Genomic DNA, 23025 nt, shown 5'->3' with positions numbered 1-23025 from the left:
CGATGCCGTCAAGGCGTCGTCTGAAAATGAAAGCGCCCGCCAGGTTCACCTGGAAGGGCGCTTTTGTTTTCGGACAATATTCCGTCGAAATTTTTCTTTTCGAGCCCGAAGCGCCGCCAACAATCACGGCACGAAAGCGCAGCGTGTGCCGTAATTGCCTGAACAGCCTGCGCAACTTGCATCTTTTTTGCTGCCCTCCGGCGTCGCAACGACGCTTCCGGCAGACCGGAAGGTTTCTGCGGACCGGATTTGCTTCCGTCCCGCATTTTACTATCTTTGCAACATGAAACGACTCGTAACCTTGCTCGCGGCGCTGGCCGCGCTCCAGACATACGCCCAGAGAATCGAGGCGACGCTTCCCAGCCCCGACGCCAAGTCGCTGGGCATGGGCGGCGTGATGATGACCACCCTTTCCGGTTCGCACGCCATCTACAACAACTCCGCGACGGCCATCTTCTCGCACACGCCGTCGCAGGTCTCCTCCTCCTATTACGGACAGCGGAGCTTCGACTATTACGCCGTGTCGGGATTCTGCCGGTTCGACAACATCAACCTCGTGCAGGCCGGCTGGCGGCAGTTCCTCCGCGAACACGGCAACAACGACATGGCCGTCGACCTGGGTTATGCGCGCCGCATCGGCGACCGGTGGGCCGTCGGCATCGTCGGCCGCTACATGCACCTCAAACGCCCCGACATCTCGGCCGACGCGCTGGCCGTGGATTTGAGCGCCGCGTGGCAGCGGCCGCTGGAGAACGTCGGCAGCTACTCGACGCTGCGCGCAGGCGCCAAGCTGGGCAATCTGGGCGGGTATCTCCGCGATACGGAATACACCCTGCCGATGGATTTCACCGTGGGCGCGGCCCTCGACACGTTCCTCACCGATGCGCACGAAATCACCGTCGGAACCGACCTGGGCTACTATTTCTCGCCCTCCGCGGTCCGCGGTTTCCAGATGTCGCTGGGCGTCGAGTACAACCTGATGCAGCTCGTGCAGCTGCGCACCGGCTACCACTACGGCGAACGGCGCGACTACTACCCGAGCTACTGGACCGTCGGCGCGGGACTGCGCATCCTCCACCTGCGGCTCGATTTCGCCTACCTCTTCGCCAAGAAGCACTCGCTGCTGCGCAACACATACAGCATCAGTTTCGGGTTGGATTTCTGACGTAAAACCGGCAAGCCCGACACGCTCGGGGTTCATCCCGGGCCGAACCTGCCGACTCCACACCGGGCCGCGGCGTCATTCATTCCGGCAATCCCTCCGGGTCTCCCTCGTCAAAGGGAGACTTTTCATTTTCCGTTTTCGGAGAGATATTCCAGAATCCCCTCGCAGCCGTCTTCCAGCATGTCGAGCACCAGTTCGAAGCCCTCGTGGCCCTCGTAGTAGGGATCGGGCACGTAGGTGCGGTCGGGATGGCGGCGGCAGAACTCCGCCATGCGGAAAATCTTCCGCGCAGCCTCGCGCGACGGAGCCAGCCGGTTGAGCGACTCGTAGTTCATGTCGTCCATCGCCACGATCATGTCGAAGCGGTCGAAATCCTCCTCCCGGACCTGCCGCGAACGGTGCGTCAGCGCATAGCCGCGGCGCGAGGCCGCGCTGCGCATGCGCGGATCAGGCAGTTCGCCGCGGTGTCCCCCGTAGGTTCCCGCGGAGTCGATCCCGAACGTCCCGGACAGGCCGCGTCGCTCCACGATGCGGCGCATGATGCCCTCGGCGGCCGGAGAACGGCAGATATTGCCAAGGCAGACAAACAATATTCTCGTTTTCATATGGTTGAATTTTCAATGCTTTCCGGACCGACGCCCCGTAAGGAGCCGGAAAAAGGGCGGTTCATGGCCTGCCGTCATTGTCCGTTCCGGCAAATGCAGCCCGTCAGATGGTCGTTGACGAACCCCGAGGCCTGCAAATGGGCGTAACAAATCGTGGGGCCGAAAAATTTGAAACCCCGTTTTTTCATGTCCCGGCTCATGGCGTCGGATTCGGGTGACGACGCCGGAATCTCGTTCAGGGAGCGGAAATGGTTGGTGATCGGCTTTCCGCCGGGAAAGAACGACAGCGTGTAGTCCCTGAAACTGCCGAACTCCTCCTGCACGGCGAGGAACAGCCGCGCATTCGTGATGGTCGCTTTGATTTTCAGCCGGTTTTTCACGATGCCGTCGAAGTGCATCAGCCGTTCGACATCGTCATCGGTCATCCGCGCCACCTTCCCGGCGTCGAAATTGCAAAAGGCCTTGCGGTAGCCCTCCCGCTTCCGGAGAATCGTTATCCAGCTCAACCCGGCCTGGGCGCTCTCCAGCACGAGGAATTCGAACAGCTTCCCGTCGTCGGTCACCGGTCTTCCCCACTCCTCGTCGTGGTATTTCACATACAGCCCGTCGGTTCCGCACCAACCGCAGCGTCCGTCTATCATATCCTGCATCGTCGTCCCGTTTGGAATACACCGCCAAAGGTAGCAAAAAGTCGGATGGATGCAAAATCGGGCCGCCCCGGTCGGCAAAACCTTCCGACCTGTGAAAAATGTCGTCACGGCGCCGGGGGCGGCGGAACTTCCGGAACGCGAATTGCAGGGAGCCGGGGCATGGGAAAACGAATTTCAGACTGGATCGGACAATACAGGTGCATGGACTGGGCGGTGCTCTACCTGCGGCTGTTCACGGGGGCCTCGATGCTGTTTCACAACATCGGCAAAATACAGAACTACAACGAGATAATCAGTTCATATCCATCGCCGCTTTACATCAATCCGCCGGCCGTGTTCGTCATCGTGACGGTCGCCGAGGCGCTGCTGGCCGTGCTGATCATCATGGGTCTCTGGGTGCGGATGTCGGCCCTCGTCATGTCGCTGGGCATCCTCCTGATGTTCGCCTGGGGCGGATTCGGAGCCGGAGAGCCGGAATTCGCGTGGCTCGGGATCTACGTATTCCTGATCGTTTCGGGCGGCGGACTGTACGCCTTCGACGCGGCTCTGCTCCCGTCCGACCGAAAAAAATGACCAATCGAACAATAATATGCACCCCCGCAATCTCCATTTTCGGAGAAATATTGTAACTTTGCCACGATTTGTTTTCATTAAAAACCAACAAAATCAGAACGTAATGAAGATGAAAGTGATTGCAATGCTGGCCGCCTTCGCGCTGACCGCATCGGCCGTTCAGGCGCAGGAGCTGCCCCGCAAAGTGCAGAACGTCGAGGTGCTCGATCTGGACGGCAAGCCGGTCAAACTCCCCTATTTCGGCGAAAAGAACCTGATGATATTCTACGTGGACCCCGACCGGCACAAGCAGAACGAGGATTTCACCATCGAACTGGAGCAGAACCACCGCGCCGAAAGCGACAATATCCACGGCTTCGGCGTGATGAACCTCAAGGACGCCCCGATGGTCCCCAACGGCATGGCCCGCAACATGGCCAAGAAACGCACGGCCAAGAACGGCGCCACGGTCCTCGCCGACCAGAACCGCATTTTAAGCACGGCGTGGGCGCTGGGCGACTGCAACAACCAGTTCGTGCTGATGATCGTATCGAAGGAGGGGGAACTGGTGTTCCTGCGCAAGGGCGAGCTTTCCGACGCCGACAAGGAGGCCTTCTACGAAACCATCGAAAAGTACAAATAGGCCCGGATGCTGCGCCGCCCCGCCGTTCTGCTCCTCATAAGCGCAGGCATGCACCTCACGGCGCATGCCCAGGAGACCGCCATCCGCTCCTCCGACGGCGACTCGCTCCGCTACTCCTACACCCCGCTGCCGCCGCAGGCTCCCGAAAAGAAACCCTTTCTGCGGCGCGTCGTCGATTATTTCGGGGAGTCGACCACCGACAAGACCTTCGAGAAGAAGATAGATTTCACCTTCGCCGGAGGTCCCAGCTACTCGAAGAACACGAGTTTCGGCATCGGGCTGCTGGCTGCGGGACTCTACCGCCTCGACCGCACGGACTCGATCACGGCGCCGTCGGACGTCTCGATCTTCGGCAACGTCTCGGTGTCGGGCTTCTATGCGCTGGGCGTGACGGGAAACAACATTTTCTCGCACAACAAACGCCGCATAAACTATACGGTGATGTTCGCCTCGGCGCCCCGCAGTTTCTGGGGAATCGGTTACGACGCCGGGCGGTACAATCCCGAGAGCACCTACTCCGAAAAGCGTTATCTGGTCGAAGGGCGCTACCTGCACGAGTTCCTGCCCCACGCCTACATCGGAGGGCTGGTGAGCTTCGAGCATGTGCGGGGGCTGAAATTTTCAGACCCGGCCTACCTCGCAGGGCAGAAACAGCACTATACGGCCACGGGCGTCGGCGCAATTCTGGAATACGACTCGCGGGACTTCATCCCCAGCCCGTTCCGGGGCGTCTACGTGAGTTTTCAGGAGACGCTGTTCCCCAAGGGGCTGGGCAACTGCGGCAAGACGCTGTGGCGCACGACCTTCACGGCCGACGCTTACGGGCAGGTCTGGAAGGGCGGCGTTCTGGCTGCGGATCTGTATGCCGTATTCAACTCCGACGGCACTCCGTGGCCGATGCTCGCCCGCATGGGCGGAGGCCAGCGGATGCGCGGCTACTACCAGGGCCGCTATACGGACAACGACATGATCACCGTGCAGGTCGAACTGCGCCAGCGCATCTGGAGGCGGATCGGATGCGCGGTATGGGGCGGCGCGGGCAACGTCTTTCCGTCACTCGGGCGTTTCGACTGGTCGCAGACGCTGCCCAACTACGGCGCAGGCTTCCGGTGGGAACTGAAAAAACGGGTGAACGTGCGCCTCGACTACGGATTCGGCAAGAAAACGAGCGGTTTCCTGCTGAACATCAACGAGGCTTTTTAAGAGAATTTGTATGAATGCCGATCTGAATAACGCGAATAAGACGAACCGCCGGAGGACGGTCAAGACCCGCAGCCGCTTCACGACGCTGCTGACCGTCTACTTCTTCGTGGCGCTGATCATCCCCAACTGCGTGCTGGCCAATACGGAGCCTTACTCGGTGTGGACCGTCGAGGCGCTGATCCTCATGCCGCTGGGATTCTACATGATGTGGAGCGTGGCGCTGCGGCGTTCGGGCGTGATGATCTGGCTGGCCTTCCCGTTCATCTTCTTCTGCGCCTTCCAGATCGTGCTGCTGTACCTGTTCGGCAACTCGATCATCGCCACGGACATGTTCACGAACCTGCTGACGACCAATCCGGGCGAGGCGGGCGAACTGCTGGGCAACATCTATCCGTCGGTGGTTCTGGTCTGCGTCATCTACCTGCCGCTGCTGTGGCTCGCGGCCCGCGAGATCGGACACAAACGCTACATCACGCGCACGGCGCGCATGAACATCGGTCTGACCGGGGCGGCGCTCTTCGCCGTGGGCCTGCTGGCTCTGTGGCCCGCCTACCACGTCAGCGAGGAGCGGCACGTGCTGCGCGACGAGATTTTCCCGCTCAATATCATGTACAACCTCGGGTTGAGCGGCTCGGAGTTCCGCAAGTCGTACAACTTCCACAAAACCTCCGAGGGCTTCACCTACGAGGCCGAACGCACGGCCGAAGCTCCGGGACGCGAGGTCTACGTATATATCATCGGGGAGGCGTCGCGCGCGATGAACTGGCAGCTCTACGGCTACGGGCGGGAGACCAATCCCCTGCTCTCCGGAGTCGGCGATCTGGTGGTTTTCCGCGACGTGCTGACCCAGAGCAACACCACCCACAAGAGCGTGCCGCTGATCCTCTCGTCCGTAGCCACCGGCGAACACGAGGAGCTGTACCGCCGCAAGGGCCTTCCGGCGCTCTTCAACGAGGCGGGATTCGACACGTGGTTCATCTCCAACCAGTCGCCGCAGGGCGCGATGATCGACCACCTGGCCCACGACGCCAGACACGTGATCTACATCCGCTCGCCGCGCCACGACACGCAGCTGCTCGACGAGATGCGCAAGGCGCTCGAAAGAAGCACGTCGCAGAAACTCCTTTTCGTGCTCCACTGCTACGGTTCGCACTTCAGCTACCACCAGCGCTATCCGCGCGAGTTCGCCCATTTCCAGCCCGACAACGACGTGGCGATCGCCCGGCAGCACCGTCCGATGCTCGTCAACGCCTACGACAACTCGATCCGTTACACGGATTATTTCCTCGCGCAGACCATTGATTACCTGCGGTCGCTGAAAGGCACCTCATCGGCCCTGCTCTACTGCGCGGACCACGGCGAGGACCTGATCGACGACGACCGCGAACGCTTCCTGCACGCCTCGCCCACGACGACGGCCTATCAGCTCTACGTGGCGTCGCTGGCCTGGTTCTCGGAGGATTACCGGACCCATTTCCCCGAAAAGGCCGCCGCCGCCGAGGCCAACGAGACGGCTCCCGCGACGACCCACGCGCTGTTTCACACGATGGCCGACATGGCTTCGATCCGCGGACGGTTCCTCACGACGAAGGTCTCGCTCGTAAGCCCCGATTTCGACCGCACGGCTCCGCGCCGCTACCTGAACGACCACAACGAAGCCGTGCCCTTCCGCAAGACGGGCCTGCGGCACGAGGACATGGAGGTGTTCCGGAGATACGGAATCGAACTTTAGGTTCCGATTTCAGACGGCTATTTCCGCACATCCCCCGTTTTCGATTTCAGAGACGCCTATTCGCGCCTGAACGAAACGCGGCACGGATGGGCAGTATAAAAACACCCATTCGTACCGCGTGAGAGCAAGTGCGAAGACGCCCTATAAAACCGGAAACGATAAAGGCTGCCCCGAAGGACAGCCTTTATCGTTGTGCGGAACTCAATTATTTCGCAGCTTCTACGGAAACCTTGCGGAACTCCTTCATCAGCTTCGAAATTTCGAGAGCCGATTTGCGGGCGCGCGTGCCGGCAGCCTTGTTGTTCTTCTCTACCTGGGCAGCTGCGTTGGCTGCAAACACCTCAAACTCTGCGTTGATCTTTTCTACTAATTCTTTCATAGTTTTATTTATTAAATTGGGTTTGTTATCAACGCAAAGATATAAAAATATTCTAAACAACATCATTCGGAACGGGAAAAACAGTTTTTTTTAAAGAAAAAACCCTATTTCAAGGGGCTGACGGTACGTTTTTTGCCTTTCCTGCGGTGTAAAACATACCCTTATGGACAGACTTTTTCCCGCCGCATGTCTTTTCGCCACGCTCCTCACGGGCTGCGCGCAACATACGCCGAAACAGGCGGTGCCTCCCCTGCGGGTCGGGGTGGCCGAAGCCGCCGTCGACAGCGTACCCAACCGCATGAGTTTCATCGGTTACCTCGCGAGCAACTTCGACGCCGTGATCCAGCCGCGCGTGAACGGCTACCTCTCGTCGAAGCAATACGGCAACGGCATGCCCGTACGGCGCGGCCAGCTGCTGTTCACCATCGACCCCGACCAACTGTCGACCTCGATGCTGGCGGCCGAAGCCGAACTCGAATCGGCCCGAGCACAGGCCCTCGAGGCCCGCAACAACTACGACCGCGCCGTGCCGCTGGCGCGCATCGACGCCATCAGCCAGTCGCAGCTGGACCAGTACACGGCCCAATGGAAGGCCGCCGAGGCCTCGGTGCGCTCGGCGGAGCAGTCGCTGCGCAACGCCCGCATGAACGTGGGATACACCGAGCTGCGCTCGCCCATCGACGGCATCATCGAGCACACGGCGGCGCACGTGGGCGACTACGTGGGTCCCGGCACGCAGTTCAGCGTGCTGACGACCGTGTCGAACATCGACACGCTGACGGTCGACGTGGCGATTCCGATGTCGCAGTACCTGCGCTATGCGGGCGACCGGACTTCGATCTACGACAACGAAGGGCTGCTGTCGGACATCCGTCTCGTGCTGGCCGACGGCTCGCGATACCCGCTCGGAGGAATCTACGACTACACGCGCAAGGATGTCTCGTCGACCACCGGGACGCTCGTCGTGGTGGTGATGTTCCCCAATCCCGACGAGACGCTGAAACCCGGACAGTTCGCCCGCGTGGAGGCCAGCGTGGGCCCCGTGCGGCCGCGCGTCGTCGTGCCCCAGCAGGCCGTGAGCCAGACGCAGGACATCGCGTCGGTGTGGGTCGTGGAGGCCGACAGCACGGTGCACTACCGCCGCGTCACCCCGGGCGACACCTACGGCGCGATGTGGTGCATCGACGAGGGACTCGACCGGGGCGAACGGGTCGTGGTCGCCGGGCAGCAGAAACTGCACGACGGCGCAAAGGTGATCCCCGAAAACCCGACTGCGCGGAGGACCGAACAGGCCGCCGCTGCGGAGCAGGCGGGCAAGCGTCTCGAAAAACGGTAGTCCTATGGAAAAATTCTTTGTTTCGCGCCCGATTTTCGCCATTTCGCTGGCCATCGTCATCGTGCTCGTCGGCCTGATCTCGATCATGGGGCTGCCCATCGAACAGTACCCCGACATCACGCCTCCGGTCGTGGAGGTGTCGGCCACCTACGACGGCGCCGACGCCGAGACGGTCAACAACGCCGTGGCGACGCCCGTGGCCCAGGCCGTGATGGGCGTCAGCGACATGCTCTACATGCAGGCCACCTCGGCCAACGACGGTTCGATGGTCCTGCAGGTCACCTTCGACATCGGCTCCGATCCCGACCTCGACGCCATCTTCACCCAGAACAACGTCTCGTCGGCCACGGCCGAACTCCCCGTGACGGTCACCCGGCAGGGGGTCACGACACGCAAGACCATGACGGGATTCCTGATGGTCTACTCGCTGCACAGCGACGGCCGCTACGACGGGGAGTTCCTCTCGAATTACGCCTACATCAATCTCCAGAACGAGCTGCTGAAGATCGACGGCGTGGGCAAGGTCTCGATCATGGGCGCGGGCGAATACGCCATGCGGGTGTGGCTGCGGCCCGACGTGCTGAAATACTACGGCATCGCCGTCGGCGAGGTGACGGCCGCCATCGAGAAGCAGGGCGGCATCTACCCTGCCGGGCAGTTCGGCGCCGAGCCGGCTCCCGACGGCGTGGCCTACACCTATACGGTGACCATGCCGCCGCAGATCTCCACCGCCACGGAGTTCGCCGACATCGTCGTGCGGACCACCTCCTCGGGCGAACAGATCCGTCTGGGCGACATCGCCGAGGTGTCGCTCGGCAGCCAGACCTACGGCGTAAGCTCGTCCTACGAGAGCGACCCGACGGCCATGATCGTCATTTACCAGCAGCCGGGCAGCAACGCCGTGGCCGTGGGCGGCAAGGTCAAGGCCGCGATGGAACGCCTCTCGCAGCGGTTTCCGGACGGCGTCGAGGCCGCCACGATCGTCGACAGCACCACGAGCATCGACGCCGGCGTGAAGGACATCTTCCGCACGCTCGTCATCGCCCTCATACTCGTCATCTTCATCATCTTCCTCTTCCTCCAGGACTGGCGCGCGACGGTCATCCCCCTGGTGGCGATCCCCGTGTCGCTCGTCGGCGCCTTCGCGCTGTTCCCGCTGCTGGGATTTTCCATCAACATCATCTCGCTGCTGGGACTGGTGCTGGCCATCGGCCTTGTGGTCGACGACGCCATCGTCGTCGTCGAGGCCGCGCAGGTCAATATCGAACGGGGCATGAAACCCCGCGAGGCGGCGCTGGAGGCCATGCGCAACGTGGCCTCGCCGATCGTCGCCACGACAGTCGTGCTGCTGGCCGTATTCATCCCCGTGTCGTTCACCGGCGGCATCACGGGGCGGCTGTTCCAGCAGTTTTCGGTGACGATCGCCGTTTCGGTGGTCATCTCGGCCTTCAACGCCCTGACGCTCTCCCCGGCGCTCTGCGCCCTGCTGCTGCGACGCCGGGAGCCGTCGCAAAAGGGATTTTTCGCCGCCTTCAACCGCTGGTTCGCACGGCAGATGGACCGTTACACGGCCTTCACGCCGACGCTGATGCGCCACGTCGCCCGCACGGGCGTGTTCGTGGCCGTGGTCCTCGGGGTGATCTTCGTCGTGTGGCGCAAACTGCCCGCGGGATTCCTCCCCGAGGAGGATCAGGGCTACGTGATGGTGATGGTCTCGACGCCCGAAGCCTCGTCGCTGCAAGTGACCCGACAGGCGATGGCCGACGCCGACGCCGTGATCCGCACGCTTCCCGAGGTCGCCTCGACGTCGTTCGCCGCGGGATTCAACATGATGGCCGGCATCGCCTCGACGTCGAGCGGCATCATCTTCGTCAAACTCGTCGACTACTCCGACCGCAGGCTCTCGGCCATGCAGATCGCCCAGCGGCTCACCGGAGAACTTTACGTCGCGGTTCCGGGGGCCGAATGCTACGCCTTCATCCCGCCTTCGATTCCCGGACTGGGCGTCACCTCGGGCGTCTCGGTCGAGGTGCAGGACCTCGAAGGGCGCGGCACGGCCTACCTGATGGAAAACGCCGGGCGGCTGATGGATTCGCTGCGCAAAAATCCCGCGATCGCCTCGGTCACCACGCAGTTCGACGCCGGGGTTCCCCAGCGGCGGCTGCGTATCGACAAGCAGCAGGCGCTGGCCGCCGGCGTGGACCTCGGGACGCTCTACGGCGAGCTGACCACCCTGCTGGGCGGCGCGTACATCAACAATTTCACACGCTTCGGCAAACTCTACCAGACCTACATCCAGGCCGCGCCCGACTACCGCCTCGACCGGCGGTCGCTGGACAGCTACTACGTCACCTCGGCCTCGGGCGAGAGCGTTCCCGTGGCATCGCTGATCGACGTGGCGGACACCGTGGGCGTGGAGTACGTCTCGCAGTTCAACCTCTACCGTTCCGTCTCGCTCACCGTCACCCCCGCGGCGCGGGCCTCGACGACGACCGTCATGCGGGAAATCACCACTACGGCCGCCGAAACGCTGCCCGACGACATCGGCACGGCGTGGAGCGGAACCTCCTATCAGGAGGCCAACGCCTCGAAGACCGGCGGGCTGGTCTACGCGCTGGCCCTCGTGTTCGTGTTCCTCGCGCTGGCGGCCCTCTACGAATCGTGGGGGCTGCCACTGGCGATCCTGATGAGCGTGCCGGTGGCGGTGCTGGGCGCGGTGCTGTTCGTCGGAGGCTCGCACCTAATGAACAGCCTGTACGTCAACGACATCTACATGCAGATCTCGCTCGTCATGCTGATCGGGCTGGCGGCCAAGAACGCCATTCTGGTCGTCGAATACGCCGACCGGCTGTTCCGCGAGCAGGGCGTCTCGCTGATGGACGCCGCCATCGGAGCCGCGAAACTGCGCGTGCGACCGATCATTATGACCGCCTTCGCCTTCATCCTGGGCGTCATGCCCCTCGTCTTCGCCAGCGGCGTCTACGCCACGGCCCGCAACATCATGGGCGTGGCCCTCGTGGGCGGCATGCTCTTCGCCACGCTGCTGGGCATCTTCGTCTACCCCGCGCTCTACTATTTCGTCGGGAAGATCGGCCGCTTCGAACAGCGCCGCGAACTTAAAAAACAGGAGGAGAACGCATGAAAACGCAACTTACGATAGCCGCCGCCGTGCTGACGCTGGCCGCCTGCACCCCGAAATTCTACCCGCCGCAGATCGCGACGCCCGAAAGTTACGTCTACGGCGCGGGCTTCTCGTCCGACACGACGGGCGTGGGCGAACGCTGGTGGGAACTCTTCGGCGACACGACGCTCGACGCGCTGGTCGAACAGGCGTTGGCGAACAACCGCGACGTGGCCGTAGCGGCCGCGCGCGTCCAGCAGGCCTGGGCCAACCTCAAGACCGTAAGGGCGCAATACCTGCCGCAGATCGGCGCGGAAGCCACCGCCGAGGGCGAATATACGCCCGAGACGAAAATCGTGCAGTCGTATGCCGTCGAACCGACCCTCTCGTGGGAACTGTCGCTGTTCGGGGCGCTGCGCAACGCCAAACGGGCCGCAAAGGCCGAAATCGCGGCCTCGGAGTGGGCTTTGGCGGGCGTCAGGCTCTCGCTGGCCGCCGAGGTCGCCACGACCTACTTCACGCTGCTGGAGTATGAACGCGACCTCTCGATCGCCCGCCAGACCCTCCGGCTGCGGCGCGAATCGGCCGCGCTGATCGACTCGATGTTCCGCTACGGCATGTCCGACGGCGTGGCGCTGGAGCAGGCCCGGAGCCTGGTCTACACCGCCGAGGCGGACATTCCGCAGTACTGCCGCGCCGTGGAGCAGACGTGGCTTTCGATGGGAATTCTGTTAGGCGAGACGCCCTCCCGGGCGCGGCTTTCCGGAGCGGGGCTGCGACTGCTGACCGACTACCGCCCCGCGGACATTCCCGTGGGACTGCCCTCGGAGCTGCTCAAACGCCGCCCCGACATCCGCCAGGCGCATTTTAACATGTTGCAGGCGGCGGCGCAGGCCGGGCAGGCTCGGAGCGCGCGATTCCCGTCCATCTCGCTGACTGCCAAAGGAGGAGTTGCATCCAGTTCAATCAAAGGTTTAACTGCAGCGAACCCCTGGGCGTGGGATGCGCTGGGTTCCGTCGCCGAGCCGATTTTCGGATTCGGGAAACTGCGCAACGCCGAGCGCGCCGCGATGGCAGCCTACACCCAGTCGGCCAAGACCTACGAGCAGACCGTGCTGACGGCGTTCGCCGATGTGGAAAAGGCGCTGGTGGCCATCGCCACCTACCGCAGCCAGACCGAGCGCACGGGCGAACTGGTGCTCTCCAACGACCGCATCGCCACGATGACCCGCGCGCTCTACCGCAGCGGACTGTCCGACTACCTCGACGTGATCGACGCCGAGCGCAGTCTCTACCAGTCGCAGATGTCGCACGTCAACCTCGTCGTGCAGCAGTATATCAACTACGTCACGCTCTGCAAGGCGCTGGGCGGAGGATGGGCCGCCGCAATGCAGAATTAAGGATATACCTACTTATGGGGATTGCGCAAGTCGCCGCAAAATCGTATCTTTGGGCGCAAAAATGCAGTAGAAAAAATGCGCTTATCCGAACTGAAGACCGGCGAATCGGCGACGATTGTCAAAGTGATGGGCCACGGAGGCTTTCGCCGCCGCATCATGGAGATGGGTTTTGTCCGCGGACAGCGGGTCGAAGTGATTCTGAACGCCCCCCTGAAGGACCCGATCGAGTATAAAATCATGGGCTACGACATCTCGCTGCGGCGCAGCGAGGCCGATATGGTCGTCGTGCTCACCGACGACGAAGCCGGGGAGTACCTCGCGCGGCGCGAACACCACCGCCATCACCGCCACGCACACTCCGGGGAGTGCGGATGCCCCGCGGCGGAGACTGCGCCCGCGGAAATCCGGACGGAGGAGTTCGGCGCGACGGAATCCGACGAGGCGTGCTGCGCGAGCATCGACGAGGTCGTGGCGCGCCACTCCCGCACCATCGCCGTCGCGCTGGTGGGCAACCCCAACAGCGGCAAGACCTCGCTTTTCAACGCCATATCGGGCGGCCACGAGCATGTGGGCAATTACAGCGGCGTGACCGTCGGGGCCAAGATCGGCCACCGCACCTACCGCGGCTACCGTTTCGAGGTCACCGACCTGCCCGGAACCTACGCCCTCTCGGCCTACACGCCCGAGGAGCGTTATGTGCGTCACCACCTCGCCACGAAGACCCCCGACGTGGTGATAAACTCGGTAGTCGCCTCGAATTTAGAGCGAAACCTATACTTAACTACCGAACTGATTGATATAAACCCGCGCATGGTCGTGGCGCTCAACATGTTCGACGAGTTGCAGGACAGCGGTGCGAAACTCGATTACGACAGTCTGGGCCGCATGCTGGGCGTGCCGATGGTTCCCGTAGAGGCGCGCAACAACCGCGGCATAGAAGCTCTGCTGGACACGGTGATCGACGTTTTCGAGAACCGCGACGAGCGCGTGCGCCACATCCATATCAACATGGGCCCCGTGATCGACGAGGGGCTGCGCAAACTCAACGGCGACATGAGCGTCTTCCGCGACGAACTCCCGAAAAACTTCCCGCCTCGCTACTACGCGATGAAGATGCTCGAGGGCGACCGGCAGGCCGAAGAGAGCCTCCGCGGCTGCGAGCGTTACGGGGTGTGGGCCGAAATCCGCGACCGCGAGGCCCGGCGCATCGCCGGGGAGCTGGGCGAGGATGTCGAAACGGCCTTCGCCAACCAGAAATACGGATTCATCCAGGGTGCGCTGAAGGAGACCTTCACCCCCGGACGGCGCGAGGAGGTGACGACGACGGCCATGATCGACACCTTCGTGACGCACAAGCTGTGGGGATTCCCGATCTTCTTCGCGCTGATGTGGCTCATGTTCTGGTGCACGTTCAGCCTCGGAGCCTATCCGCAGGAGTGGATCGACGCGCTGGTGGGATGGATCGGCGGCGCGGCGGACGCGCTGCTGCCCGCGGGGCCGCTCCGCGACCTGCTGGTCGACGGCGTCATCGGCGGCGTGGGGGCCGTGATCGTTTTCCTGCCCAACATTATGATCCTCTACCTCTTCATCTCGTTCATGGAGGATTCGGGCTACCTGGCCCGCGCGGCGTTCATCATGGACCGCGTGATGCACCGCATCGGAGTGCACGGGAAATCGTTCATCCCGCTGATCATGGGCTTCGGCTGCAACGTGCCCGCGATCATGGCCTGCCGGACCATCGAAAGCCGCAGCAGCCGCCTGATAACCATACTCATTACGCCGTTCATGTCATGCAGCGCGCGAATTCCGATCTACCTCCTGCTGGCGGGCACGTTCTTCGCCGCCGACGCCGGGACGGTGATGCTGGGCCTCTACGCGCTGGGGATCGTGCTGGCTGTCGTTACGGCGCGGCTGATGCGGCGGTTCCTCTTCCCGGTGGACGAGACGCCGTTCGTGATGGAGCTGCCGCCCTACCGCCTCCCGACGTGGAAAACCACGCTCAGCCACATGTGGGACAAGTGTGCGCAGTACCTCAAGAAGATGGGCGGCATGATCCTGATCGCTTCGGTCATCGTGTGGTTTTTGAGCTACTACCCCCGCACGGACGCCGCCGCCGGAACCGAGGCGCACTACGAAAATTCCTACCTCGGACGGCTCGGCAAGGGCTGCGAGCCGGTGTTCAGCCCCTTGGGATTCAATTGGAAAGCCGGCGTGTCCCTGCTGTCGGGCCTCCCGGCCAAAGAGATCGTGGTGTCGACGCTCGGCGTGCTCTACTCCGAAGGCGCCGCGACCGCTCCCGCAGAGCAGGAGGCCGTGATCGGCGGTGCGGACGGCGCGACGGAAATCATCGTGAAAACGGACGATCCGACGCCGGCAAAGGCATTCCGGACCGCGGAAGAGGAGGAGGAGGACTCGCTCTCGCAGCGGCTGCTCGCGAGCGGCGACTTCACGACGGCCTCGGCGCTGGCGTTCCTCGTCTTCATCCTGCTCTACATGCCCTGCATCGCCACGGTGGCCGCCATCGGCGCCGAAGCCGGGTGGAAATGGGCTGCGGCGTCGGTGGTTTACAACACGACGCTGGCCTGGTTCGTGGCGTGGATCGTATATCGGATCGCACTGATATTCTGAACGATGGACTGGCAGGATTACATCGTCGCAGCCATCGGGCTGGCGGTTGCGGCCATTGTCGCGAGGCGGCTGTGGTGTTTCGCGCGCGGACGGCGGCGGGGAGGATGCGCGTCGTGCGCGTCGGCGCAATGCCCGCTCAAGAAGCGCACCGGCAGGAATTGATTTGCCGGACACGGGCTGCGCCGGGGAGATTCTCCAAATAAATTTGGCATTGCACCCGGCATGCACTATATTTGTCGCCGCAAACGGCGGCAGGGTTCCGGGACCGGCTGAAAAGTCCGGTCCCGAACGTTCAAGGCCCGCCGCCAAAGTCGAACGACGATGACAGGACTTTTTCAGATTCTTCTTTTCTGGCTCATAGGCAATGCGTTGAGCCTTATCACCGGAGGTTACGTGTCGGGCAACATCATCGGCATGATCCTGCTCTTTGCTGCGTTGTGCCTGCGCTGGGTGCGGGCCGAGACGGTGCGCCCCGCGGCGCGGTTCCTGTTGGGGGCCATGGCGCTCTTTTTCGTGCCCTACGGGGTGGGGCTGATGGACTCCTACCGGGTGATCCTCGAAAACCTCTGGGCCATCCTCGTCTCGGGAATCGTCTCGACGATCCTCGTGCTGATCGTCGCCGGCCAGACCTTCCAGAGCCTGAACCGCCGCGCCCGCCTGCGGCACATCAAACAACTCCGCCACGATGCCTGACGCCTCATTTCTCTCCTCGGACCTCTTTCTGCTGACCCTCACCGTGGGGCTTTACTGCCTCGGAGGGATGATCTACCGCCGTACGCGGCTGCCGCTGCTGCATCCCGTGCTGCTGACGTTCGTCGCCGTGATCGTCTTCCTGCGCTGCGCCGGAATCGGCTACGAGCGTTACCGCGACGCCACGGGCATCCTCAATTTCGCCCTCGGCATGTCGGTCGTGGCGCTCGGGTATCTGCTCTACGAACAGTTGGAACGCCTGCGCGGAAGCCTGCTTCCCGTGGGCATGGCCACGCTCGCGGGATGCGTCGTCGGGGTGTTGAGCGTCGTCTATATCGCCATGGCGTTCGGCGCCGAGCGGCAGATTCTCAACTCCATAGCCCCCAAGTCGGTCACGGTGCCCATCGCCGTGTCGGTCGCCGGACCGCTGGGCGGCAACGTCTCGGTGACGTCGGTCGTGGTCTTCTGCGTGGGGATTTTCGGCAGCATCTTCGGCGAATGGATTCTGCGCCGCTGCGGGGTCCGCGACCCCGAGGCCCGGGGATTCGCCCTCGGAGCCGCAGCCCACGGCATCGGCACGGCCCGCGCCATCGAAATAGGAGCCGCCGAAGGGGCTTTGAGCGGTCTGGCCATGGCCCTGATGGGGCTGGCGACGGCGCTGCTCATGCCGCTGATGGAGAAATATCTGTATTAGACGCAAGGCCCTGTGCGCATGCGGCGAAGAAACGAGGCGCGGAGACGTCCGGTTCGCCTTGCAGCGCAGACCGGGGAATTAATGCTCAATTTTTAATTCTTAATTTTTAATTTTATTATTATTTCCCTATCTTTGCCCGGAAAGCATAATCCCAAACATATTCAAGCTATGGCAAAAGCAGTCAACATCGCCCGTTCGCACCGGTTGGACGGCATCGGAGAGTACTATTTTTCGCGCCGTCTGCGCGAGATCGCCGAGATCGAAGCGGCCACCGGCCGCCAGATCGTAAAACTGGCCATGGGCAGCCCCGACCTGCCGCCCCACCAGTCCGTGATCGACCGCCTGGCGAAAGAGGCGCAGCGTCCCGACGTACACAAATACATGTCTTATCAGGGTGAACCCATCCTGCGCAAGGCTTTTGCCGACTGGTACAAGAAATGGTACCGCACCGAGCTGGACTTCAAGTCGGAGGTGCTGCCGCTGATCGGCTCGAAGGAGGGTATCATGCACATCTGCATGACGTTCCTCAATAAGGGCGACAAAGTCCTCGTCCCGAACCCCGGCTACCCCACCTACTCGGCGGCCGTGCGTCTGGCGGGCGGCGAAATGCTCCCCTATGCGCTAAACAAGCAGACCAACTTCTACCCCGACTTCGACGCCATCGAAAAGGCCGGGCTGGACGGTGTGAAGATGATGCTCGTCAACTACCCCAATATGCCGACGGGACAAACCCCCTCGATGGAGCTGTTCCAGAAGATCATCGACTTCGGAGCCAGGCACAACATCCTGATCGTGCACGACAACCCGTACAGTTTCATCCGCAACGCCGAACACCCGATCTCGATCATGGAGGCCGAGGGCGCGAAGGACGTGGCGCTGGAGATGAACTCGCTGTCGAAAGGCCACTCGATGGCCGGCTGGCGCGTGGGCGTCGTCGTGGGCAAGAAGGAGTGGATCGACTCGATCCTCACGTTCAAGTCGAACATGGACTCGGGTATGTTCTACCCCATTCAGGCCGCTGCCGACACGGCGCTGGCGCTGGGCGAGGAGTGGTTCAAGGAGCTGAACGACATCTACTACGGCCGCGAGAAGCAGGCTTACGAACTGCTCGACGCGCTGGGATGCCGCTACCGCAAGGGACAGGCGGGCCTGTTCGTGTGGGCCGAGCTGCCCGAGGGCTACGAGGGCGACAGCTTCGCATTCTCGGACGAAGTGATGGAGAAGACCGACGTGTTCCTGACCCCCGGCGGCATCTTCGGTTCGGAAGGCAACGGCTACATCCGCATCACGCTCTGCTGCCCCGAGGCGCTGCTGAAGAAGGCCACCGAGAAGATCAAAGCCGCTTTCGGCAAGTAGAGGCGAAATCACGGCCTTACAGAAACAGCCGCCCTTCGGGGGCGGCTGTTTCTCGTTCACGCCTCTCCCGGCATCTCTGCGCGTTGGGCGGAAGCCATTCGCCGCAAAACAGAAAGGTCCCCTCCAGAACGAGGGGACCTTCCCGTATGGCGGAACGAACCGCAACCTACTTCATCAGCCAATGCCGCTTGAGCCACTCGCGGACGGGCAGGTCGTAGAGTTTCAGGCAGGCCCAGGCCAGACCGACGGCAAGCAGGAAAATCGCGACATTCACGAAAATGCCCGTGCCGAGCGGAGCGTCGGGATTCCCGGCCGGCCGAACAGGTCGAGATTCAGCGTGAGGTCCAGCGTCAGCACCGCGGCCCCGGCCACGAACAGCCCCAGCACGAATTTCGGGAAGCGCCGGATGACGAGGGCATAGAGGATATTGGCGATGTATTCGTAGAGCAGCGACCATGCGGGGCCGTTCAGCGGGCTGGTCTCGCCCCAGCCGCGGATGTCCCACGACGGCAGCGCGGGCAGCATCGTACAGCCCAGCAGGCAGATCAGCAGCACCTCCCACCACTGTACGCCGGCGATCATCGGGAAGGCCGCGGACCCGAAGTAGAAGAACAGCGCGCCGATGAGAGACCCCATGATGACCATCGGATGCAGACGCACCAGGCGGCGCTTGAAGAAGCCCTTGAGCGACATGCGGTTCCAGCGGTCGTCGTAGGCGTAGCCGATCACGAAGCCCGAGAGCACGAAGAAGAAGTCGACGGCCAGATAGCCGTGGTTGAGCACCTGGTAGGCAGGGCCTTTGGAGTAGGTTTCCAGCAGATGGAAGGCCACCACGATCATCGCCGCCACGCCGCGCAGTCCGTCGAGGATTTCGTAGCGCGGCTTCGAGGCCAGGTAACCGGTTGCGGTCGCAGACATGGGGATCGGACGGGATTCGTTACTCCTCGACGATGCGGATCGAAAGAATCTTGTCGCCCGGGCGGATGTCGTCGATCACGTCCAGCCCTTCGACCACCTGCCCGAAGCAGGTGTGGCGGCCGTCGAGATGCTGCGTATTCTCGCGGTTGTGGCAGATGAAGAACTGCGAACCGCCCGTGTCGCGCCCGGCATGGGCCATCGACAGCACGCCGCGGTCGTGGCGCTGGCGCGGGGCCGACGTCTCGCACTTGATCGTGTAGCCCGGGCCTCCCGTGCCGTCGCCCCTGGGGCAGCCGCCCTGGATCACGAAGTCGGGAATCACACGGTGGAAGGTCAGCCCGTCGTAGAAGTTGTGTCCGGCCAGTTCGACGAAGTTGGCCACGGTTCCGGGGGTCTCGTCGGCATACAGCTCGGCTTTCATCGTCCCCTTTTCGGTCGAAATAATTGCGTACTTTTTCATGGATCGGTTTTATGGTCCGGTTCCGGCTGAACGGCCCGCGGTTTTCGCGGGTCGCTCGCGGCCGGGAAGCCGGAGTTGTCGTTATTCGGTGACTTTCACTTTTGCGGCGGCGGCGCAAACCCGTTCGCGCAGGGCTTCGAGGCTGCTGCCGTGGGGTTCGTAGCCCACGACGACGCCCATGCGGCGGTTCACGCGCGCCGAGGGTTTGCCGAAGATGCGGATGTCGGTGCGGGGATCTCCGGCGACGGCCTCTTCCACGCCCTCGTAACGCGGCGCGGAGGTCTCCACGCCCGAGAGGATCACCGCGCTGGCGCCCATGCGCTCGAAGGTGACCGCCGGAATGGGAATCCCCAGCACGGCGCGCAGGTGCAGTTCGAACTCATTGAGGTTCTGCGTCCCGGCCAGCGTCACCATGCCCGTGTCGTGCGGCCGGGGCGACAGTTCGGAGAAATAGACCCCGTTGTCGCGGCTCAAAAAGAACTCCACGCCCCACAGTCCGGCTCCGGTGAGGGCTTCGGTGACGGCGGCGGCCATGCGCTGCGCCTCGGCAAGGTGTTCGGGTGCGATCACGGGCGACTGGAAACTCTCGCGGTAGTCGCCGCCCTTCTGCACATGGCCGATCGGCGGGCAGAAAAGCGTCGGGCCGTCCTTCTGGGTGACGGTCAGCAGCGTGATCTCGCTGTCGAAGCGGATGAACTCCTCGATGATCAGTTCGCGGATGTCGCCGCGCGACCCTTCGCAGCCGTAATGCCAGGCGCGTTCCAGCTCGTCGGGACCCTTGACCAGCGACTGCCCCTTGCCCGAAGAGGACATCAGCGGCTTGACCACGCAGGGGAAGCCGATTTTCGCGGCGGCCTCGCGCAGTTCGCCGAGCGATGCGGCGTAGAAATACCGCGCCGTCTTCAGCCCCAGTTCCTTCGCCGCGAGGTCGCGGATGGCCTTGCGGTTCATCGTGAAATTCACGGCCCGGGCGCTCGGTACGACCTGGACGCCCGCCCGCTCGAACTCGTAGAGCCGTTCGGTGCGGATGGCCTCGATCTCGGGAACGATGATGTCGGGGCGGTGTTTTGCGACCGCAGCGGCCAGCGCGTCGCCGTCGAGCATGTCGAAGACCTCCGCGGCGTCGGCCACCTGCATCGCGGGAGCGCCCGCATACTTGTCGCACGCCACGACGGTCTGTCCCAGCCGCTGCGCCGCAATCGCGAACTCCTTGCCCAGCTCGCCGGAACCCAGAAGAAGAATGGTTTTCATATCAGCATGTAGTTTAGTTACAGTATCGTTTAGTCGTTCTCATGGTCAATCTCCTGCGGCCTTTGGCCACATTTGCAAATCTGACCCTCCCCTAAATCCCCTCCTCGGAGGGGACTTATCGCATGCGACCGGATTGTCAACCAAAATGCGGGCACCGCTTATCGGGAATAGTCCCCCTGTTTTTTGCAACGCAAAGATAGCTTTTTCCGCCGAATTTCGTATCTTGTAACGACAAAACTGCGCAAGCCCAATGAAATACTCCAAAATCCTGCTGTGCTTCGGCGCGCTGTGGGCGTCGTCGGCATTCCCGGCCCCGGCTCCCTGCGACACGCTCCGCGTCGCCTTTCTGACCGACATCCACGTGACGCCCGGCAACGTGCAGGATTCGCTGTTCCGCGTCGCGGTGGACGAAATCAACGCCTCGCCGTGCGACATCGTGATCTTCGGCGGCGACCTCACCAACCTGGGCAGCGACGCCGAACTGGAATATGTCCACGGGCTGATCTCACGGCTCGAAAAACCGTGGCACGCCGTGCCGGGCAACCACGAGACCACGTGGTCCGAAAGCGCCTGCACGACCTTCGCCCGGATCTTCGGCCACGACGGGCGCACCGCCTTCCGTGCCGGGGACTACCTCTTTCTGGGCTACGCTTCGGGACCTTTTATGAAGATGGCCATGGGAGCGGTGCGCACCGAGGACCTCGCGTGGCTGGCCGCGGAGGCCGCCAAGGCCCGGCCCGGCCAGCGCATCGTGAGCCTCTGCCACTATCCGCTGAACAACGACCTCACGAACCGCACGGAGGTGACGGCGACGCTCCGGCGGCTGGATATCCCGCTCACGCTGTTCGGCCACTACCACCGCGCACCCTCGCTGTTCAACTTCGACTCCATAGCAGGCATTCAGGGACGCGCCCTGCGCGGCAAAAGCGATTCCGACGCGGGCTACACACTGCTCGACTTCTGGGGCGACTCGGTCCGTGTGCGCGAAAAGACGCTGGGCGCGGAGCCGCGCACCCGCTTCACGATCCGCATGCAGGACGACCCGCAAACGCTGGCCCTCGCCTCCGACCCGACGCCCCCGGTTCCCGACTACAAGGCGCATGCGCAGCTTGTGTTGCAGGACAGCGCCACAATCTACACCGGAGCGGCCTTTTACAAGGACCTGGTGTATTACGGCACGACGCAGGGCGTGCTGCGGGCCTACGACACGCGCCGCAACCGCGAGGTGTGGCGTCAGCGTTTCGGCGGGGCGCTCTACACCACGCCCCTCGTGGCCGAAGGGCTGGTCATCGCGGGCACGACCACCGACGGACTGCGCGCCTACGACGCCCGCACGGGCCGCGAGAGGTGGCACATCGACACCCCGACGCCGATCGTCGGGCAGGGACTCGTCGCGGGCCGCGGACCCAACGCCGTGCTCTACATCGGTCTGGGCAACGGCACGATGGCCAAAATCGCGGTGAGCGACGGGCGGATTCTGTGGCGTTACGACTACGGACGCGGCCAGTCGCAGGGGCAACCCGCGCTGGCGGACGGGAAACTGGTTTTCGGAGCCTGGAACGGGCATCTCCACTGCCTCGACGCCGCGACGGGAAAACTCGGTTGGAAGTGGACCAACGGCTCGAAAAGCCTCTTCCTGTCCCCGGGCAACATCGTTCCCCGGATCGCCGGAGGCCGCGTGTTCATCGACGCGCCCGACCGCGCCGTCACCTGCCTCGACCTCGCCTCGGGAAGCGTCGTATGGCGCTGCACCGACTACAAGGCCCGCGAAGCATCGGGCATGAGCGCCGACGGCAAACGCTTCTACGTCAAAACCATGGACGGCGAACTGCTGGCCATCGACACGGCCCCGGACGCCTTCCGCCGGCTGTGGATCACCCCCGCGAGCTTCGGCTACGACTACACGGCCTGCCCGGTGACCGTGAGCGGCGGCATAGCCTACCTCGCCGACCGCTCGGGCAACGTCGCCGCCGTGCGCGAGGACGGCACGCCGCTGTGGTGCGTCAAGTGCTGCAACTCGGCGGCGAACTTCATCACCGAGGCTCCCGACGGCTCGCTGTGGGCGACTTTCGCCGAAGGGAAGATCTTCCGCATCCCTCCGCACGCACCCGCAGGGCACAAAAAGAAAATCCCGTAATTCGCAGAAGTTCCGGGGATTTACAAAACAATGCTGTAACCTAATAAGTTACGGCGTTGTTTTTTTATGAGGTAATGATTTAGAAACGCAAGTCTTGAATAAACT

Annotated in this window: 17 protein-coding genes and 2 pseudogenes; 13 read left to right on the top strand and 6 right to left on the bottom strand. The window is 62.9% G+C overall.

The window, feature by feature from the left end; all coding sequences use genetic code 11:
- Positions 1–283 precede the first annotated feature (283 nt).
- The gene (locus tag BHV64_RS09360; protein WP_118406333.1) at positions 284–1165 is read left to right on the top strand and encodes a PorV/PorQ family protein; all 882 of its coding nucleotides are present in this window, start codon (positions 284–286) and stop codon (positions 1163–1165) included.
- 125 nt (positions 1166–1290) lie between these two features.
- Here BHV64_RS09360 and BHV64_RS09355 read toward each other — a convergent pair whose 3' ends face one another.
- Positions 1291–1770, bottom strand: a complete 480-nt coding sequence (locus BHV64_RS09355; RefSeq protein WP_022061860.1) for a low molecular weight protein-tyrosine-phosphatase — start codon at positions 1768–1770, stop codon at positions 1291–1293.
- Between the two features lie 74 nt (positions 1771–1844).
- Positions 1845–2420: a DNA-3-methyladenine glycosylase I gene (locus BHV64_RS09350; protein ID WP_015546080.1), complete on the bottom strand. Its 576-nt coding sequence runs from the start codon at positions 2418–2420 to the stop codon at positions 1845–1847.
- A gap of 159 nt (positions 2421–2579) precedes the next feature.
- Between BHV64_RS09350 and BHV64_RS09345 the strand changes: the two genes are divergently transcribed.
- The 4 genes from BHV64_RS09345 to BHV64_RS09330 all read left to right on the top strand — a co-directional run bounded on the left by BHV64_RS09345 (position 2580) and on the right by BHV64_RS09330 (position 6550).
- Complete coding sequence (locus tag BHV64_RS09345; protein ID WP_118406257.1) at positions 2580–2993, top strand: DoxX family protein; 414 nt, start codon at positions 2580–2582, stop codon at positions 2991–2993.
- A gap of 103 nt (positions 2994–3096) precedes the next feature.
- Positions 3097–3615, top strand: coding sequence for a hypothetical protein (locus tag BHV64_RS09340; protein ID WP_022061858.1), 519 nt, complete (start codon positions 3097–3099; stop codon positions 3613–3615).
- Between the two features lie 6 nt (positions 3616–3621).
- Complete coding sequence (locus BHV64_RS09335) at positions 3622–4818, top strand: BamA/TamA family outer membrane protein (RefSeq protein ID WP_288115795.1); 1197 nt, start codon at positions 3622–3624, stop codon at positions 4816–4818.
- 10 nt (positions 4819–4828) lie between these two features.
- Positions 4829–6550 (top strand): lipid A phosphoethanolamine transferase, encoded by a 1722-nt coding sequence (locus tag BHV64_RS09330; protein ID WP_147620074.1) that lies wholly within the window; start codon positions 4829–4831, stop codon positions 6548–6550.
- A gap of 205 nt (positions 6551–6755) precedes the next feature.
- On the opposite strand, the gene BHV64_RS09325 is transcribed toward BHV64_RS09330, so the two are convergent.
- On the bottom strand, positions 6756–6929 hold the full coding sequence (locus BHV64_RS09325) for a histone H1-like protein Hc1 (RefSeq protein WP_022061855.1): 174 nt from the start codon (positions 6927–6929) through the stop codon (positions 6756–6758).
- 163 nt (positions 6930–7092) lie between these two features.
- Between BHV64_RS09325 and BHV64_RS09320 the strand changes: the two genes are divergently transcribed.
- From BHV64_RS09320 to BHV64_RS09290, 7 genes are all read left to right on the top strand, one after another.
- Entirely contained in the window at positions 7093–8265 is a 1173-nt protein-coding gene (locus BHV64_RS09320; RefSeq protein WP_195580262.1) for an efflux RND transporter periplasmic adaptor subunit, read from the top strand.
- Between the two features lie 4 nt (positions 8266–8269).
- The gene (locus BHV64_RS09315) at positions 8270–11407 is read left to right on the top strand and encodes an efflux RND transporter permease subunit (protein WP_288115794.1); all 3138 of its coding nucleotides are present in this window, start codon (positions 8270–8272) and stop codon (positions 11405–11407) included.
- Positions 11404–12786: an efflux transporter outer membrane subunit gene (locus BHV64_RS09310; protein ID WP_288115793.1), complete on the top strand. Its 1383-nt coding sequence runs from the start codon at positions 11404–11406 to the stop codon at positions 12784–12786. Before BHV64_RS09315 ends, BHV64_RS09310 begins: the two co-directional genes overlap by 4 nt.
- 75 nt (positions 12787–12861) lie before the next feature.
- Entirely contained in the window at positions 12862–15414 is a 2553-nt protein-coding gene (gene feoB, locus BHV64_RS09305; RefSeq protein WP_288115792.1) for a ferrous iron transport protein B, read from the top strand.
- 321 nt (positions 15415–15735) lie between these two features.
- Positions 15736–16107, top strand: coding sequence for a CidA/LrgA family protein (locus tag BHV64_RS09300; RefSeq protein ID WP_015546070.1), 372 nt, complete (start codon positions 15736–15738; stop codon positions 16105–16107).
- On the top strand, positions 16100–16798 hold the full coding sequence (locus tag BHV64_RS09295) for an LrgB family protein (RefSeq protein WP_015546069.1): 699 nt from the start codon (positions 16100–16102) through the stop codon (positions 16796–16798). Before BHV64_RS09300 ends, BHV64_RS09295 begins: the two co-directional genes overlap by 8 nt.
- A gap of 168 nt (positions 16799–16966) precedes the next feature.
- Positions 16967–18154 (top strand): pyridoxal phosphate-dependent aminotransferase, encoded by a 1188-nt coding sequence (locus BHV64_RS09290; protein WP_015546068.1) that lies wholly within the window; start codon positions 16967–16969, stop codon positions 18152–18154.
- Between the two features lie 315 nt (positions 18155–18469).
- Here the strand turns inward: BHV64_RS09290 and BHV64_RS09285 are convergent.
- From BHV64_RS09285 to purT, 3 genes and pseudogenes are all read right to left on the bottom strand, one after another.
- Positions 18470–19072: pseudogene (locus tag BHV64_RS09285) on the bottom strand (acyltransferase family protein); the annotation flags it as partial.
- Positions 19073–19091: 19 nt separating this feature from the next.
- Complete coding sequence (locus BHV64_RS09280; protein WP_022061851.1) at positions 19092–19532, bottom strand: peptidylprolyl isomerase; 441 nt, start codon at positions 19530–19532, stop codon at positions 19092–19094.
- Positions 19533–19613: 81 nt separating this feature from the next.
- A pseudogene (gene purT, locus BHV64_RS09275) lies at positions 19614–20792 on the bottom strand (formate-dependent phosphoribosylglycinamide formyltransferase); the annotation flags it as partial.
- Positions 20793–21033: 241 nt separating this feature from the next.
- Between purT and BHV64_RS09270 the strand changes: the two are divergent.
- Positions 21034–22920: an outer membrane protein assembly factor BamB family protein gene (locus BHV64_RS09270; RefSeq protein WP_217727496.1), complete on the top strand. Its 1887-nt coding sequence runs from the start codon at positions 21034–21036 to the stop codon at positions 22918–22920.
- Positions 22921–23025 lie beyond the last annotated feature (105 nt).

Origin of the sequence: Alistipes sp. 56_sp_Nov_56_25 (assembly GCF_001915285.1) — a bacterium.
In the GTDB taxonomy this organism is placed as follows: Bacteria; Bacteroidota; Bacteroidia; order Bacteroidales; family Rikenellaceae; genus Alistipes; species Alistipes shahii.
This window is presented reverse-complemented; position numbering and strand designations above follow the sequence as displayed.